This is a genomic window from Methyloglobulus morosus KoM1 (assembly GCF_000496735.2).
GTDB classification, from domain to species: domain Bacteria; phylum Pseudomonadota; class Gammaproteobacteria; order Methylococcales; family Methylomonadaceae; genus Methyloglobulus; species Methyloglobulus morosus.
Genome location: NZ_AYLO01000059.1, coordinates 36,093 through 51,730, shown reverse-complemented (window position 1 = coordinate 51,730; position 15,638 = coordinate 36,093). Strand labels below are relative to the sequence as shown.

Sequence of the window (15,638 nt, the reverse complement as noted above, 5' to 3'; positions counted from 1 at the left end):
CATCTTTGCCGCAATCGGTCGAACCACATTTTGGACAATTCATATTAGCCTTTACCCCTACAAATTGGGTAAGTGTAGCAAATGCTATACTAACTTAACAATACCAAAATTTTCATCGGCAATGTATTTGTCAATTTTAGTCGTCGCAAGAATGCGGTTTTGGGCATCAAGGAACAGCCTTACCAGGTAAGGGTTGCCCACTTCCAACTCGTGGTGCTGTTCGCCAAACGGAACCAGCAGGTCTTTCGGCAAACCCCAGTCCAGGAACGCCCCCACGCGGTTGACCGAAACCACCTTCAACCAGGCAACCTCATCGACCAAGGCTTTAGGGATCGCCGTGGTAGCCGCCAAATGACCGTCCATATCGACGTAAACGAAAACGTCCAACGTATCGCCGACCTGGCAGTTGGCTGGCGGTTTCTTGTCAACCAGCAGCACTTTCACTGACGTTGGGCTGGCAAGATAAATTTCCGAACCTACGCGGCTTGCGACTTTAAGGGTATTAATTTTGCCGATCTGTAGCATGGGTAAGATTAGTTGTACATTCAAAAGAAGGAAATGCGTGACTTGGAGAAGCATAGCGGAATCTACGCAAGTTCGATTCCGACTTCTATCAAACGGGTAGCGAATTGTTCCATGATTTTGGGGAGGTTTCGGTTCATTTAAAAGTAAGTGCGTACAACTCCCAACAGCCCTCTTGCGTGATTTTGCTGAAATCTTTGAGTATCATGATAAAGGAAGTTAACGTAAGTTATACGATATCAATAAACGGATAAAATATCTAAATAACTCAATCCAGCCTGCGCCAATAAAAAACTCATCAGCTTATCCTGAGAGGATGTCCGTGTTTCAATAACCATACTAAAGATAACGCCAACCATCTTCTTCTATCCTGGCTTCTGACAATCTAGCCGTGCTTGCCGCATACAAAGCTGATAACCCAGTTGGATAGCCCAGTATTTATAGGCTTGCTCAACATCGTCCCATTCATCACCGGAACCGTCCAAGGTTTTGCCCCCGGCGCGGGCATCGGCGGAGGCCATCAGCAATTCGCCTGTGCTTGAATCGACAATCTTGCCTTCGATGCTGGCTTTGCCGACAAAAGATTCTGTGCCGGTAACTAAATGCTTTAGTGCGGATAAGACGCGCGCCGAAGGGTAGACGGATGAAAATGTATCGAACAGGACGGACGATGTCTCTGCGTCGGTGATGGCAAACTGTACGCGTAGGGTATCAGTCCCTGGTTTGTTGACCAGTTTGAAGGTTTTTTTTAGGGCTTCCTGTATTCGGTAATCCAGCAACTCCATCAGCCGGTAGCCGTCTGCATGAGTCATTTCATTGAGCTCTGAACTGGGTGTTTTTTTGAGGATGACAGGGTCTAAAATAACTTTCTTATAGGCTGTCCAATTGATCCCTTTTTTCCAGTAAGTCAGTAAGGCATCATCATCTTGGCCTTCTTTCAATACCGTATAATCATCTAGGAAATCGGTGGTTACAACATGCCGCGCTTGGTATGTTCGCGCGCATCCCGCAATAAGCAGGACAATAGCAATAAAAACATAAGTTTTTATGAGGGGCTTCATGAAACTCAACCTACCTGTACACTGACTAATATCAGCCTGTAAGTCTAATCTATTTTTCGGGAAAATCCGTCTGAAAGCGGATTATTTATTCGGTAGGTTTGAACCCACCTTGAATAGTGGATCGATTATGTTCAAATGACGGATAAAGCAAGGCCTAGTTTAACTGGGCTATACAGCTAAACCAGGCCTCAAAATGCCTATTCCCTGGCGGATATTGGCGACTTATCCCTGACACGTCCTAGTAGCGCCAACCCACTCCATTTCCTAAGAACGAGCCTGCTGCCGCACCTAAACCGGCTGCTAGCGGGTTTCCATTACCCAGCTCATATCCAAATACCGTCCCTACTACGCCGCCCGCCAAGCCCTGGTGTGAACGGTTGTCGTAATAACCGCCGCCATTGTAGTATTGGGGTTGGGGCGGATAATATTGCGGCTGTTGTTGATACACAACAGGGGGTTGTTGATAATAGTTGTTTATTTGCTGCCTAGGGTGACCGTAACCGCCCCAACCCTGATGGCGATGTCCCCAGCCGTGATGTCCGTGACCACCCCAACCACCGTGATGCCCCCCATGATCGTCCGCAAATCCGGAAGACGAAAACAATAAGGCTACAATCGCTAGCTTAAAATAAATTAACTTTTTCATGGCATTATTCCTATTTAGTTATTTTCAAAGTTGTTAAAAATAAATGCTTTTGTTTTAACTTGGCGATCATTTTACTGAATTAACATGAATGGTTGCTTAACAACAAAACTAAATAAAAAATTATTTTTAACGCCTGCCAGAAATCCCATTACCAATCAATGAACCCGCTGCGGCACCAAGGCCCGTAGCCAACGGGTTACCATTTCCGACCTCATATCCTAAAACACCACCCACTACGCCACCTGCCAAACCTTGATGGGAACGTCCATCTTGATAGACGGGAGGAGGGGGTGGGCCGTAATACTGGCCGGGTGGATAATAATGCTCACCATGATGTCTGTGGTGATGCCCTCTATCCCTGCCATGCCCACCTGAGGCATTAGCTGCATCGGTAAAAAGCATGACTAACGCAATTACCTTTCCGATTAGAATTATTTTATTCATTTTACCTACCTGTAAGGGGTGATTGTTCAGCGGTTCCATAAGTCGGCAATAAGCATTATTGCTTGTTATTCGGGTTGAAATCATAAACGTAAGGTACTTAACAATCTCTTAAACTATCGACGATAAATCCAAATTTTTTTATTGCCCTGATTCTTTCGCTTTTTACAAGGTAAAATTGCCTTAAAATCAATCCAATAGTTTGGCAAACACAGCTACTGTATAATAGTGGTAATTTCTAATATTTCCTCTATTTTTAAATTTTCTAAAGCAACGATAAATACCGTGTTTTCCGTTTGAGCCATTAAATTAAAGTGACCTGCGGAACAATTTTCCGAACCAACCTGCCCGTATATTAATCTCGACAGACCAATCTAAATGCACAATTTTATCCCCGGACAACGCTGGATCAGCAGCAATGAATCTGAACTTGGCTTAGGCCTTATCCTTGAAGTCGAATTCAAGCGCGTGACCGTACTGTTTTTGGCAAGCAATGAAAAACGTATTTACGCTACTGATAATGCGCCATTAACCCGCGTCATTTTTGCTGTGGGTGACATTGTTGAATCCGTCGATGAAAACAAAATCACGGTCACCAAACTGATTGAAGAAAACGGCCTGATCACTTACGTGGGTAAAGACGAACTTGGAGTAGAAATCTATCTGGAAGAAATCGAACTGAACCACAACATCCAGTTCAATAAACCCCAGGATCGGTTGTTTACTGGGCAAATTGACCCTAACGCCTGGTTTTTATTGCGCTACCAGACTTGGCAACATCGACAGCAGCACCAGCAATCGCCCGTAAAAGGCTTGATTGGCGGACGCACTTCCCTGATCCAACATCAGCTTTATATTGCTCATGAGGCAGCGAGCCGAGCAGCGCCCAGGATTATGTTGGCGGATGAAGTGGGCTTAGGCAAGACGATCGAAGCAGGCTTGATTATCCATCAACGGCTGATCAATGGCTTGAGCAAGCGTATCTTGATTATCGTCCCTGAAAGCTTGTTGCACCAATGGCTGGTGGAAATGCTCAGACGATTTAACTTGCGCTTTAGTGTTTTCGATGAAGTCCGCTGCCTGGAAGAATCGGGCGAAAACGGTTTTGATGCGGATGACGACAATATCCCCGGTTTCCAGCGGATCAATCCGTTTGGTAACGAGCAATGTATCTTGTGTAGCCAAGCGTTTTTTTCTGCCCATCCCCATCGCCAAAAACAGGCCATCGAAGCGAATTGGGACATGGTGATCGTCGATGAAGCCCATCATCTGGAATGGAATCAACAATCTGCCAGCCCAGAATACCTTTTCGTTGAACAATTGGGTTTGCGTTCTCCCAGCCTCATCTTACTCACGGCAACACCGGAGCAACTCGGGCAAGAAAGCCATTTTGCCCGATTGCGGCTGCTGGATGCCGACCGCTTCCATAGCTTTTCCGCATTTGTGGAGGAAGAAAAACAATTTGAACCCGTTGCCGAAGCCGCGAAACTACTGTTGAGCGACCTGCCATTGACTGCCGATGTCCAACGCCATCTTGCCGAGTTACTGAAAGAAGACAATGTCGCACCGCTGCTAAAAAACCTGAATGCCCCTCATGAGTCCGCCACTGCCCGTGACAACCTATTGAAAGTTCTAGTCGACCACCACGGTACAGGACGGATATTGTTCAGGAATTCACGCCAAACCGTACGCGGCTTTCCCGAACGCAAACGCCATGCGTATCCCTTAAGCGGTGCCGCCAATGAATCCGACTGGGAAAAGGATCCCCGTTATCTGTGGCTGGTCGGCAAAGTCCGTCAACTGGCGGGACAAAAAGCCTTGCTGATTACCAAGCATGCCCAAACTGCAATGAGCTTGGAACAGACCTTAAAAAACCGTGCCGGTATTGCCGCCGCCGTATTTCATGAAGGTATGTCGATCATCGAACGCGACCGTGCCGCCGCCTACTTTGCCGACCAGGACAGCACGGCGCGCTTGCTGATTTGCTCAGAAATCGGCAGCGAAGGCCGTAATTTCCAATTTGCCCATCACTTGATCCTGTTTGATTTGCCGGACAATCCGGATTTGCTGCAGCAACGCATCGGGCGGCTAGACCGCATCGGGCAAAAAGAAACTATCCAGATACACATCCCTTACCTTGAAAACTCCCAGGAAGAAGTCCTGTATCAATGGTATGACGAGGGTTTGGATGCCTTCCACCTTAACAACTCGGCGGCGACACGGGTTGCTGAACTCCTGCACGACGAATTGCAGTCCGTGTTGGCCAATCCCAGCCGTAAGGCCATTGTCGATTTAATCGCCAACACCCAAGAACTGAATGCCGACATAGAAACCCAATTGCAAAATGGTCGAGATTTACTGTTGGAACTGAATTCCTGCCGCAAAGAAGTTGCCGTTGACTTGATCGATCAAGTCAATATCCTGGAAAAGCAAGGCACACTTTGGCCTTATCTGGAGGAATTATTCGAGTGTTACGGCGTTGAAACGGAGTTCCATTCGCCGGACTGCTTTATCATCACGCCCGGTGACCACATGCGGGTATCCGGTTTTCCGGGCTTACAGGAAGACGGCATCACCGTAACCACCAACCGCCAAATCGCCCTGGCGCGGGAGGACATGCAGTTTTTCACCTGGGAACACCCCACGGTAAGTGCAGCAATGGATTTGGTGCAGTCCAGCGAAACCGGCAATGCGACGATTGCCGTCGTACGCAACAACGACCTGAAACCCGGACAATTTTTGCTGGAATGCCTGTTTATCGTCGAATGCAGCGCGCCCGCTGAGTTACAAATCAGCCGATTCCTACCCGCAACGCCCATCCGCATCCTCATCGACCAGAATATGCAGGACAAATCCCAGGCCATAGGACATCGCAGCTTGGTCGAAAACCGCACATCGTTCGATCAGCAACAAATCGTCGAATTCATCAACAACCAGCGCGAACACATCACTAAAATCCTTAACCTTGCCGAACAAAATGCCAAAATCGGGATGCAATCATTGATTACCGATGCCACCAAAACCATGCTGGAATCGTTGACGGCGGAAATCAAACGGCTGGTACGGCTCAAAAAAGTCAACCCCACCATCAAAACCGATGAAATTGAAACCCTTAAAGACATGACCCTGTTAGCGCATGAACATATTCAGGCGGCGCAGATTAGGTTAGATGCGGTTAGGTTTTTGATTACGAGTTAAGCTCGCCGAAGGACTTACAAGAGATATACCTTTTAACTCGGCTTGTCATCTCTAACCCAAAAGAGTACGATATCCTTACTTCATTACTTTCTTATAGTATTGCAATGCTTGCAAAAATAACTAGCAAAAACCAACTGACCTTACCTAAATCCGTGGTCAATTCGGTGGATAAGACCGATTACTTTGAGGTGGATGTCGAAAACGGGCGCATTGTGCTGACCCCGGTACGTATTCAACAAGCCGATGCTGTACGCGCCAAGCTAGAGGCTTTAGGGATCGATGCCCAAGATGTGGTCGATGCGATTGATTGGGCTAGAAAAAATCCTGCATGAGCCATCGGGTCGTCCTCGATACCAATTGCGTCATTTCAGCACTAATCTTTTCTCAGGGGAAAATGGCGTGGCTACGTCGAGGCTGGCAATCTGGACGCTTTACGCCGTTAGTCAACAAACAAACCGTCAGCGAATTGCTCAGGGTGTTGGCTTATCCTAAATTTAAGCTGACCAAAGCCGAACAAGGCTTATTGCTGGCCGATTTTTTACCTTATGCCGAAACTGTTCCACCTCAAGACGAACCTACTGGCCTGCCGATTGCTCGGGATTGTGCCGACCAGATGTTTTTATCCCTCGCAGTTACCAGTAAAGCGGAAGTTTTGGTAACGGGTGACAATGATTTGCTCGTTTTAAAAAATATTTTGGCAGTGCCCATCATAACACCCAATGAATTTGAAGGTTGCTTAAAGTCGGGTAGGCTGGGTTAGGCACACACAATAAATCATGCCAAAATTGTAACAGGCTGTATGAGCACCGTGACCCAACATGGATCGTTAATTAACCCTTAGATGCCGGGTTACGGCTCGCTCAACCGCCCGGGTTTCTTAATTTGTATCAATTTGCGAGCCTAACCCAACAGATTCCATATTTCTGAAATGTTGACAATTCTCGATATAGAACCTCACCTCAAAACCTTACCGGAAGCACTTCAAGAACCCGTCAAATCCAGCCTGGAAAACTGGCAAACCCTGCTCAATCAAAATAACCCCAACTTAAATCCATCTGACAAACTCATCCAATCCATCCCGAAAGTCTGGTGTTGCAGCGAATTCGTTGCCGAAAGTTGCACACGTAAACCTCCGTTGTTGGTTGACCTGATCGATTCCGGCGACCTAGAGGGCCTGTATTCCGAACACACCTATCCAACCAAGCTGGCGCATTTGGAAATCGCGGACGAAACGGACTTAATGACTAAGCTGCGTCAGTTCCGTTGCCGTGAAATGGTCAGGATCGCCTGGCGCGATTTAGCTGGCTGGGCTGAACTTGGCGAAACATTACTGGATTTATCGTTGCTTGCCGATACCTGCATTCAGGCTGCATTGGCTTTCCTTTATCGGCAAGCCTGTGAACTGCGCGGCACACCCCTACTTGCGGATGGCAGCCCTCAGCAAATCGTGGTGTTGGGCATGGGCAAACTGGGGGCTTATGAATTGAATTATTCGTCTGATATTGACTTGATTTTTGCTTACCCCGAAGAAGGCGCCCTGCCAGATCGCAAGGAAACCAGCTACAGCGAGTTTTTTACCCGCCTGTGCCAAAAACTGGTCAAGGTGTTGGATGACATAACCGTAGACGGTTTTGTGTTCCGCACCGATATTCGCTTGCGCCCTTTTGGCGACAGTGGTGCGGTCACACTGTCCTTCGATGGCATGGAAAACTATTACCTCACCCAGGCACGCGAATGGGAACGCTACGCGATGATAAAGGCACGGCAAGTCGCAGGCGATTTCAGGATGGGCGCTCAACTCATGGCGATGCTAAAGCCGTTTGTTTACCGTCGTTATTTGGATTATGGCGCATTTGAAGAATTGCGTTCGTTAAAACTGCAAATCAACCAGGAATTAAAACGTAAGGACCGCCTAGACAATATAAAGCTGGGGCCCGGCGGTATCCGCGAGATTGAATTTATTGGGCAGGCGTTTCAGCTTATTCGCGGCGGCAACGAAAAGGCTTTGCAAACACGCGGTATCCTAGATGTCCTAGCAATATTAGACAACAAAAATTTGCTTCCGCACGTGGATGCCGAGCAACTTAGCCAGTCTTACCGTTTTTTGCGCCGGGTGGAAAACCATATTCAGCAATATCAGGATAGGCAGTGCCACGACCTGCCGACATCAGAAACAGCCCAGTCAATACTCGCTTATTCCTTGGACTTTGGGGATTGGCAAAGCTTTAAAAGCGAATTGGATCGTGTCAGGGCGGCTGTGCAGTCCATTTTTGACCAAGTTTTCGCCGTATCGAAGCAACAAAAAAAGGGCAATCTGAGCCAAAAAATCTGGTCTTGCGTTGCTGAAGACGAGGAATTGAAAAGCTATCTGGAAAAAGGCGGTTTCCAGTCCGCCGAGGAAACCTTGAAAGCCATCAAGGATTTCAAGAATTCGACCGCCCTTCGGCGAATGACGACAAAGGGCGCGGGCATTATTGATCGCCTCATGCCGCAACTGATCGAATCGGTGCAACAGGCCGATAACCCCGATGAGACTTTAATACGCTTAGTCAAGCTGTTTGAAGCGGTCGCGGGTAGGAATGTTTACCTAGCTTTGCTATCTGAGAATCCTGATGCCTTGAACCAATTAATCCGCCTTGCGTCTGCCAGCGTCTGGATTTGCGATTATCTGGCATTGTATCCTGTGTTGTTCGATGAACTGTTGGATACCCGCACACTCTATGAACCATTGAAACGAGACGACCTCAACCAGCAGATTAAAGCTTTATTGGCCGCCATCGACATTGAGGATTTGGAACAACTGATGATAGCGCTGCGGCAATTCAAGCACCTGAATGTATTGCGCGTGGCCGCCGCCGATATTATGGGGCTAATCCCGCTTATGGTGGTCAGCGATTATTTGACCTACATCGCCGAGAGCATTGTCGAGAACGTCATCGGGCGAACTTGGCTCATGCTGACGGACAAACATGGCTTTCCGCCCGACACCAGCAACGATAATATCAACTTCGCCATTATCGGTTTCGGCAAACTGGGAGGCATAGAATTAGGCTATAGCTCGGATCTTGACCTCGTGTTTTTATACGATTGTCCTGACGGCAATGCGATGACATCGGGTGAGAAACCGTTATCCTGCTCGCAATTTTATGGACGGTTGGGGCTAAAGATCCGGCATATTCTCGACACCAAACTATTGTCCGGGGTACTTTACGACGTGGACATGCGCCTACGCCCCAACGGGGATTCGGGTTTATTGGTCACCCACATCGGCACTTATGAAGGCTACCTGAAAAATCAAGCGTGGACCTGGGAACATCAGGCATTGGTTCGTGGTCGATTCATCGCGGGCGACCAGCGACTGAAAACCCACTATGAATCTATTCGCCATAGAATCTTGGGCTTAACTCGGGATGAAACCCAACTGAAAGCCGAAGTCCGCGACATGCGTGAGAAAATGCGCGCCACGCTCGACATCAAAGCGACCAACAAATTTGATTTGAAACAGAGCAAAGGCGGTATTGCTGACATTGAGTTTATAGTACAATTCGGGGTTCTGGCTAATGCGGCAAAACAGGCGGCGCTAACGACATATACCGACAATGTCAGGCTGCTTGAATGCCTGGCTAAAGAAGGCTTTATCTCCCCCATTGAAGCGGAAACCCTGAAAACGGCATATTGTACCTATCGGGATATTGGGCATAAGCAAGTGCTGCAAGGGGATAAGGCGATCATTGACGAAATCGAAGCAGACGGATTAAGAAAACAAGTCGAAGGCATCTGGCATAAGGTGATGGGATCCGCCGGCAATTGAATTAACAGTAAATATAGGTGAATGAATGAACACGATGGACGATAGAGACGGCCTAATCTGGCTGGACGGACAATGGGTTGCCTGGCGGGATGCCAAAGTCCATGTGTTGACACATACCCTGCATTACGGCTGCGGCGTGTTTGAGGGCTTGCGCGCTTATCACGCCGAAAAAGGTACGGCGATATTCAAAATGCAGGAACATACCGACCGCCTGTTCCGTTCGGCGCATATCATGAACATGCCGATGCCCTTTAGCAAGGATGAAATCAACCAAGCCCAAAAGGAGGCGATTTCCAAAAACAACCTGGACAGCGCCTATATCCGCACCATGTGTTTTTATGGTTCGGAAGGCATGGGGCTGCGCGCCGACAACCTAAAAGTCCATGTCATGGTTGCGGCCTGGACGTGGGGCGCTTATCTGGGTGCGGAAAACATGGAAAAAGGCATCCGTATCCGCACGTCATCGTATACCCGCAACCACGTCAACAGCACCATGTGCAAAGCCAAGGCCAACGGCAATTACATCAACTCCATATTGGCCTTGCAGGAAGCCTTATCGACGGGCTATGACGAAGCCTTATTGCTGGACCATGAAGGCTTTGCCGCCGAAGGCAGCGGCGAAAACCTGTTTATTGTCCGCAATGGCAAGTTGTACACACCCGAAACCACCTCGGCATTGGAAGGCATAACCCGAGACACGCTTATCACAATCGCTGAAGAACAAGGGCTGTCGGTTACGGTAAAACGCATCACCCGTGATGAAGTCTATGTCGCGGATGAGGCGTTTTTCACCGGTTCTGCGGCGGAAGTCACGCCAATCCGCGAATATGATAACCGTGCCATAGGGCACGGCAGCCGTGGCCCTACTACGCAAAAATTGCAGGCCTTGTATTTCGATTATGTCCACGGACGCAGGGGCGACCACGCGGAATGGTTGACCTACGTCGCCTAATTGCTTGAATACGCACAAACCCGAAAAAATATTAATTGTCGGGCCGTCTTGGGTGGGCGATATGATCATGGCGCAAAGCCTGTTCCTTTCGCTGAAAACAGCCTTTCCAGGCTGCCTGATTGACGTACTGGCCCCGGCCTGGTCCTTGCCTTTATTGGACAGGATGCCGCAAGTAGCCAATGCAATCGTCATGCCCTTGGGTCACGGGCAATTTGGCTTGATGGCGCGAATCAAGCTCGGCCTGCGACTGCGTACAGAACGCTACGACCAAGCGATTGTCCTGCCCAACTCCTGGAAGTCGGCAGTCGTCCCCTTTTTTGCCGGCATTCCTCACCGTACCGGATACCGGGGCGAGTACCGCTGGGGATTGCTTAATGATGTAAGAAAGTTGGATAAAGGCATCCTTACCATGACCGTGCAACGTTTTGTTGCGCTTGGCTTGCCCAGTCATGCCAAGCAGCCCCCTAATTGCGGACAACCCAGCCTTCCCGCCAACAAATCAGGCCAAGATAACGTCATCCAGAAATTTGGCTTAACCTTTAGCGAAAAAATTCTTGCCTTATGCCCAGGTGCTGAATACGGGCCGTCCAAACGCTGGCCGGCAGATTACTTTGCCAAGGTCGCGCAGGCAAAAATCCAGCACGGTTGGCAAGTATGGTTATTGGGTTCGGAGAAAGATAAGGAATCGGCAGCGGCCATTAATAAGCTAACAAACCAGCAATGCCGGGACTTTGTCGGCCAAACGTCATTGCTAGAAGCGGTTGAGCTAATGTCGCTGGCAAATACCGTTGTCGCCAATGACTCGGGGCTTATGCACCTGGCAGCGGCGTTAAATAAATACGTCATCGCTATTTATGGCTCAACCCCGCCCGAATTTGCGCCGCCGCTGTGCAAAAAAGCCCAAACCGTGTCCTTAAATCTCCCCTGCGCCCCCTGCCTTAAGCGTGTATGCCCCTTATATCCCGTTGGACATCCAGACCATACCCGATGCCTGACCGGAATCAAGCCTGAACGAATCCTTGAACTAATTGGCGATTGAGCCTATCTATGCGTATCGCCATCGTCAAACTTTCTGCCTTGGGTGATATTATTCATGCGATGGTTGCGCTCCAGTTCATCAAGCAACATGCGCCCACTATTGAAATTGACTGGATTGTCGAAGAGCGATTTGCTGGGATTTTACAGCATAACCCCGACATTTCGCGGATACTCACCATTAACCTCAAGGCGTTGAAGAAAAATAAATGGGGAATTTTTCAGGAAATAAAAAAAATACGGGGCTATTCAAAACATAATTATGACTTGGTCATTGATGCCCAAGGGCTAATCAAGTCAGCTATAACCGCCCGTTTGCTCGGCAAAAAAGTGGCTGGATTCGATGCCAAGTCCATCCGGGAAAAAGCCGCATCTTGGTTTTACGATGTCAAAGTAGCGTGTCCTTATCATGAAAACACGATTGACCGAAACGCCCTCGTGTTATCAAAACCACTAGGTTTCGACATCACAAGCAATGAAATCCTAAGCAAAAAACCTTTTTTATACAACGACACCCCCAATCCGCAACTTGATGAATTTTTCCCAAAAAACCGTAACAATATTGTATTCGTTATCGGTTCAACCTGGGAAAGCAGAAACTACCCCATTGAGAAGTTTGTGAATATTGCACAGAATTTATCCGGCTCGTGCCTCACACTATGGGGTAATGGACAAGAACGGGCGAAGGCAGACTGGATGGCTAAGCAATGTGCTAATATTAAAGTATTACCCAAACTCGATTTGAATGATTTGAAAACAGTGGTTGGGAAGGCGGATTTAGTGATAGGCAATGATACGGGGCCTACCCACATCGCCTGGGCATTAAACAGGCCTTCAATTACCATTTTTGGCCCTACACCAACCAGCCGGGTATATCAAACGGAAATCAACAAGGTGATTAAATCCGATTCGACGGTTAACCCTTATAAGCTTAATAGGGCAGATTACTCGATCAAGGACATAGACGAACGCGAAATAATCGAACTGGCAAACACCTTGTTACCTAATTTAACAGACTAAAAATTGCAACTTACATGACACAGCAGGCTGAACCTTATCAGGCTTTATTCAATATCCTTAAACAGTGGGACAAGATTTCCGCTTCGGAATTGAAAAAAGTTGAGCGCGTAAAAAAAACATCGGTGGCAGAAAGCTTGCCGCAATTATTGGTAAAATTGGGGCTATGTTCAGAGCTCGACGTTGCCGATGCCTTTGTTGAGACCGGTCATTTCGAGAAGGTAAAACCGGAACAATACCCGCTGGAAACGCAACTTCCCGAAAGTGTCTCTTTACGTTTCCTCAAACAGTACCATGTTGTTGGCTTGGACCAGGACGAAAATACCATCACGGTTGCCATGATGGATCCTGAGGATGAATTCGTCGTCGATTCATTAAAGCTGGTTACGGGTAAAGATATCGCCGTCAAAGTCGGATTGCTTTCCGAAATAGATGCCGCGTTGGAAGTCCAATACGGTGAAGGCCGTTCGGCGATGGACAAAACCATAGACGACCTGAATGTAGACGACATCGGCGAAGAAGACCTGGAGCACCTGAAAGACCTGGCGAGCGAAGCCCCAGTCATCAAGATGGTCAACCTGATTATGCAGCGGGCGATAGAAACCCGAGCATCGGACATCCATATCGAGCCTTTTGAACAAACCTTAAAAGTCCGGTTGCGGGTTGATGGCGTGCTGAAAGAAATCGATGCACCGTCAGTCAAATCAACTGCCGCCGTTATTTCCCGTATCAAGATCATGGCGAAACTGAACATTGCCGAGCGACGCCTGCCTCAAGACGGCCGGATCAAAGTGCAGATGCTGGGTAAAGAGTTAGATTTACGGGTTTCAACGATACCGACCATGTATGGCGAAAGCGTCGTTATCCGTCTGCTTGACAAAGAAAACACCGTATTTGATTTTGCCGCCCTGGGTTTTGCCGGACGGCATCTGCAACAATTTATCGAGGTGCTGTCGCAACCACACGGCATTATCCTGATTACCGGCCCGACCGGTAGCGGTAAATCCACCACCATGTATGCCGCATTAAAGCAATTGAACACGTCGGAACGCAAAATCATCACCGTGGAAGATCCGGTGGAATACCAAATGGAAGGCGTTAACCAAATACAGGCGAAGCCGCAGATTGGCCTCACGTTTGCCTCGGCCTTGCGCTCCATCGTCCGCCAAGACCCCGATGTCATCATGATTGGTGAGATGCGCGACCTGGAAACGGCACGGATCGCGGTGCAATCCGCCCTCACGGGTCACTTGGTCTTGTCAACCTTACATACCAATGATGCCGCCGGTGGCGTTACTCGGTTGCTGGACATGGGGTTGGAAGAATACCTGCTGACTTCTACGGTGAACGGCATATTGGCGCAACGGCTCGTGCGAAAACTGTGTCCCGACTGCAAAAAACCGTACCAAGCATCGCCAGAGGTTATCAAAGAATTACGTTTGCGTCGTTTTGTCCCTGATGGCGACATTACTTTATATAAGCCCGTAGGCTGTACATCATGCGGCGGCATGGGCTATCGTGGCCGTATGGCGATTATCGAATTCCTGCAAATGACCGACCCGCTCCGCAAGCTCATCATGGCACATGAAGAAGCGGGGGCTATCCAAAAACTCGCTATCGAGGAAGGTATGACGACCATGTTTGAGAACGGGCTGACTAAAGCAATCCAAGGTAATACCACTATTGAAGAAGTCATGCGTGTTACTTCGGAAGCCTAAACGGAAACCTTAAATGCCATTGTTCAAATACAAAGCCATAAGTAGCACAGGTGAAACTGAAGAAAACATCCGCGATGCGTCCGACGAACAATCCCTTATAAAATCCTTGCAGTCAGAAGGTTATATACCAATAAGCGTAACGCAAGCCAATAGCAGATCCTTTTTAGGGCTGGGATTGGGCGGAAAGCAAAACAAGTTATCGCAAAAAGACATAGGCATGTTTACCGGTGAACTAGCGACTTTACTGGAATCGGGCTTGCCTTTGGACAAATCCTTATCCGTCTTGATCGACCTCACGGACGAGAATGAACGCTTGAGCAAACTCATTAGCAAAGTGCTGGAAAAAGTCAAAAGCGGTTCGTCGTTGGCGGATGCCTTAGAAAAGCAAACCGGAATTTTCTCCAAGTTCTACCTGAATATGCTCCGTGCAGGCGAAGCGGGCGGCAATTTAGGTGAAGTGCTAACACGTTTGTCAGAATATCTGGAACGGTCACAGGAATTAAAAGATACCGTCAGCACGGCCTTAATCTATCCGGCGATCTTATTGGTGATGTCGCTGGCATCCTTATTTGTGATGCTGACCTTCGTGGTGCCGCAATTTACGGAAATGTTTGAAAGTGCAGGTAAAGCTTTACCCGTATCGACGCAAATCGTGGTCGCATTGGCAGAATGGTTGCAAAAATACTGGTGGCTATTGATTGGCGCAGTCGTTTTTGCTTCCAGCTACATGAAATATCAGATGGCAGACCCCATCAGAAAAAAAAAATGGGATGGCATTTTTTTAAAGCTCCCCTTAGCCGGTACCATCATCTTGCATAAAGAAACCGCCAATGTCAGCCGCACATTGGGAACTTTATTGGGTAATGGTGTTTCCATATTGTCCGCAATGGTTATCGTGCGGGAAACGGTGGACAACTTGGTGTTGGCAGATGCCATACAAGATGCTGAGGTGCAATTAAAACAAGGCAAGCACCTGTACGATGCATTGCACGATAAGGGCATTTTCCCCAAAATGGCGATGCAAATGATCAAAATGGGCGAAGAAACGGGTCGCCTGGAAGAAATGTTACTGCGTGTCGCCACGATTTATGATAAACAACTACGCGTGTCCATTGCGCGAATGCTGGCACTGCTTGAACCCGCTTTAATTATCACTTTAGGGCTGATGATTGCTGGTATTATTGTATCAATCTTACTGGCAATACTGAGCGTCAACGATTTGGCTTTTTAACGGAAA

At 48.1% G+C, this 15,638-nt stretch carries 13 protein-coding genes; 9 read left to right on the top strand and 4 right to left on the bottom strand.

All coding sequences use genetic code 11. The annotated features are described in order from the left end of the window. Positions 1 to 84 precede the first annotated feature (84 nt). The 4 genes from MGMO_RS08725 to MGMO_RS08710 form a co-directional block, all read right to left on the bottom strand. Entirely contained in the window at positions 85 to 525 is a 441-nt protein-coding gene (locus MGMO_RS08725) for a S1-like domain-containing RNA-binding protein (RefSeq protein ID WP_051384000.1), read from the bottom strand. 362 nt (positions 526 to 887) lie between these two features. Then, positions 888 to 1,583: a DUF3313 domain-containing protein gene (locus MGMO_RS08720; RefSeq protein WP_023494687.1), complete on the bottom strand. Its 696-nt coding sequence runs from the start codon at positions 1,581 to 1,583 to the stop codon at positions 888 to 890. Between the two features lie 238 nt (positions 1,584 to 1,821). Further along, entirely contained in the window at positions 1,822 to 2,229 is a 408-nt protein-coding gene (locus MGMO_RS08715) for a hypothetical protein (protein ID WP_023494686.1), read from the bottom strand. 126 nt (positions 2,230 to 2,355) lie between these two features. After that, complete coding sequence (locus MGMO_RS08710; RefSeq protein WP_036307323.1) at positions 2,356 to 2,673, bottom strand: glycine zipper 2TM domain-containing protein; 318 nt, start codon at positions 2,671 to 2,673, stop codon at positions 2,356 to 2,358. Positions 2,674 to 3,048: 375 nt separating this feature from the next. Between MGMO_RS08710 and rapA the strand changes: the two genes are divergently transcribed. The 9 genes from rapA (at position 3,049) to MGMO_RS08665 (ending at position 15,632) form a co-directional block, all read left to right on the top strand. Further along, positions 3,049 to 5,868 carry an RNA polymerase-associated protein RapA gene (gene rapA, locus MGMO_RS08705; protein ID WP_023494684.1) on the top strand — a complete coding sequence of 940 codons (2,820 nt, stop codon included), beginning with the start codon at positions 3,049 to 3,051 and terminating at the stop codon, positions 5,866 to 5,868. 104 nt (positions 5,869 to 5,972) lie between these two features. Then, positions 5,973 to 6,200, top strand: coding sequence for an AbrB/MazE/SpoVT family DNA-binding domain-containing protein (locus MGMO_RS08700; protein ID WP_023494683.1), 228 nt, complete (start codon positions 5,973 to 5,975; stop codon positions 6,198 to 6,200). Next, positions 6,197 to 6,628 carry a putative toxin-antitoxin system toxin component, PIN family gene (locus MGMO_RS08695; RefSeq protein ID WP_023494682.1) on the top strand — a complete coding sequence of 144 codons (432 nt, stop codon included), beginning with the start codon at positions 6,197 to 6,199 and terminating at the stop codon, positions 6,626 to 6,628. The genes MGMO_RS08700 and MGMO_RS08695 overlap by 4 nt, the downstream gene beginning before the upstream one ends. A gap of 168 nt (positions 6,629 to 6,796) precedes the next feature. Next, positions 6,797 to 9,679, top strand: a complete 2,883-nt coding sequence (gene glnE, locus MGMO_RS08690) for a bifunctional [glutamate--ammonia ligase]-adenylyl-L-tyrosine phosphorylase/[glutamate--ammonia-ligase] adenylyltransferase (RefSeq protein ID WP_023494681.1) — start codon at positions 6,797 to 6,799, stop codon at positions 9,677 to 9,679. Positions 9,680 to 9,704: 25 nt separating this feature from the next. Continuing rightward, a complete protein-coding gene (locus MGMO_RS08685) occupies positions 9,705 to 10,631 on the top strand; it encodes a branched-chain amino acid transaminase (protein WP_023494680.1) in 927 nt (308 codons plus the stop codon). A 4-nt stretch (positions 10,632 to 10,635) separates the two neighbouring features. Further along, positions 10,636 to 11,670: a lipopolysaccharide heptosyltransferase II gene (gene waaF, locus MGMO_RS08680; protein WP_268768302.1), complete on the top strand. Its 1,035-nt coding sequence runs from the start codon at positions 10,636 to 10,638 to the stop codon at positions 11,668 to 11,670. Positions 11,671 to 11,678: 8 nt separating this feature from the next. Next, positions 11,679 to 12,686, top strand: a complete 1,008-nt coding sequence (waaC, locus tag MGMO_RS08675) for a lipopolysaccharide heptosyltransferase I (RefSeq protein ID WP_023494678.1) — start codon at positions 11,679 to 11,681, stop codon at positions 12,684 to 12,686. Between the two features lie 14 nt (positions 12,687 to 12,700). Next, positions 12,701 to 14,401, top strand: a complete 1,701-nt coding sequence (gene gspE, locus MGMO_RS08670) for a type II secretion system ATPase GspE (protein ID WP_023494677.1) — start codon at positions 12,701 to 12,703, stop codon at positions 14,399 to 14,401. Positions 14,402 to 14,414: 13 nt separating this feature from the next. Then, positions 14,415 to 15,632, top strand: coding sequence for a type II secretion system F family protein (locus tag MGMO_RS08665; RefSeq protein WP_023494676.1), 1,218 nt, complete (start codon positions 14,415 to 14,417; stop codon positions 15,630 to 15,632). The last annotated feature ends 6 nt before the right edge of the window (positions 15,633 to 15,638 follow it).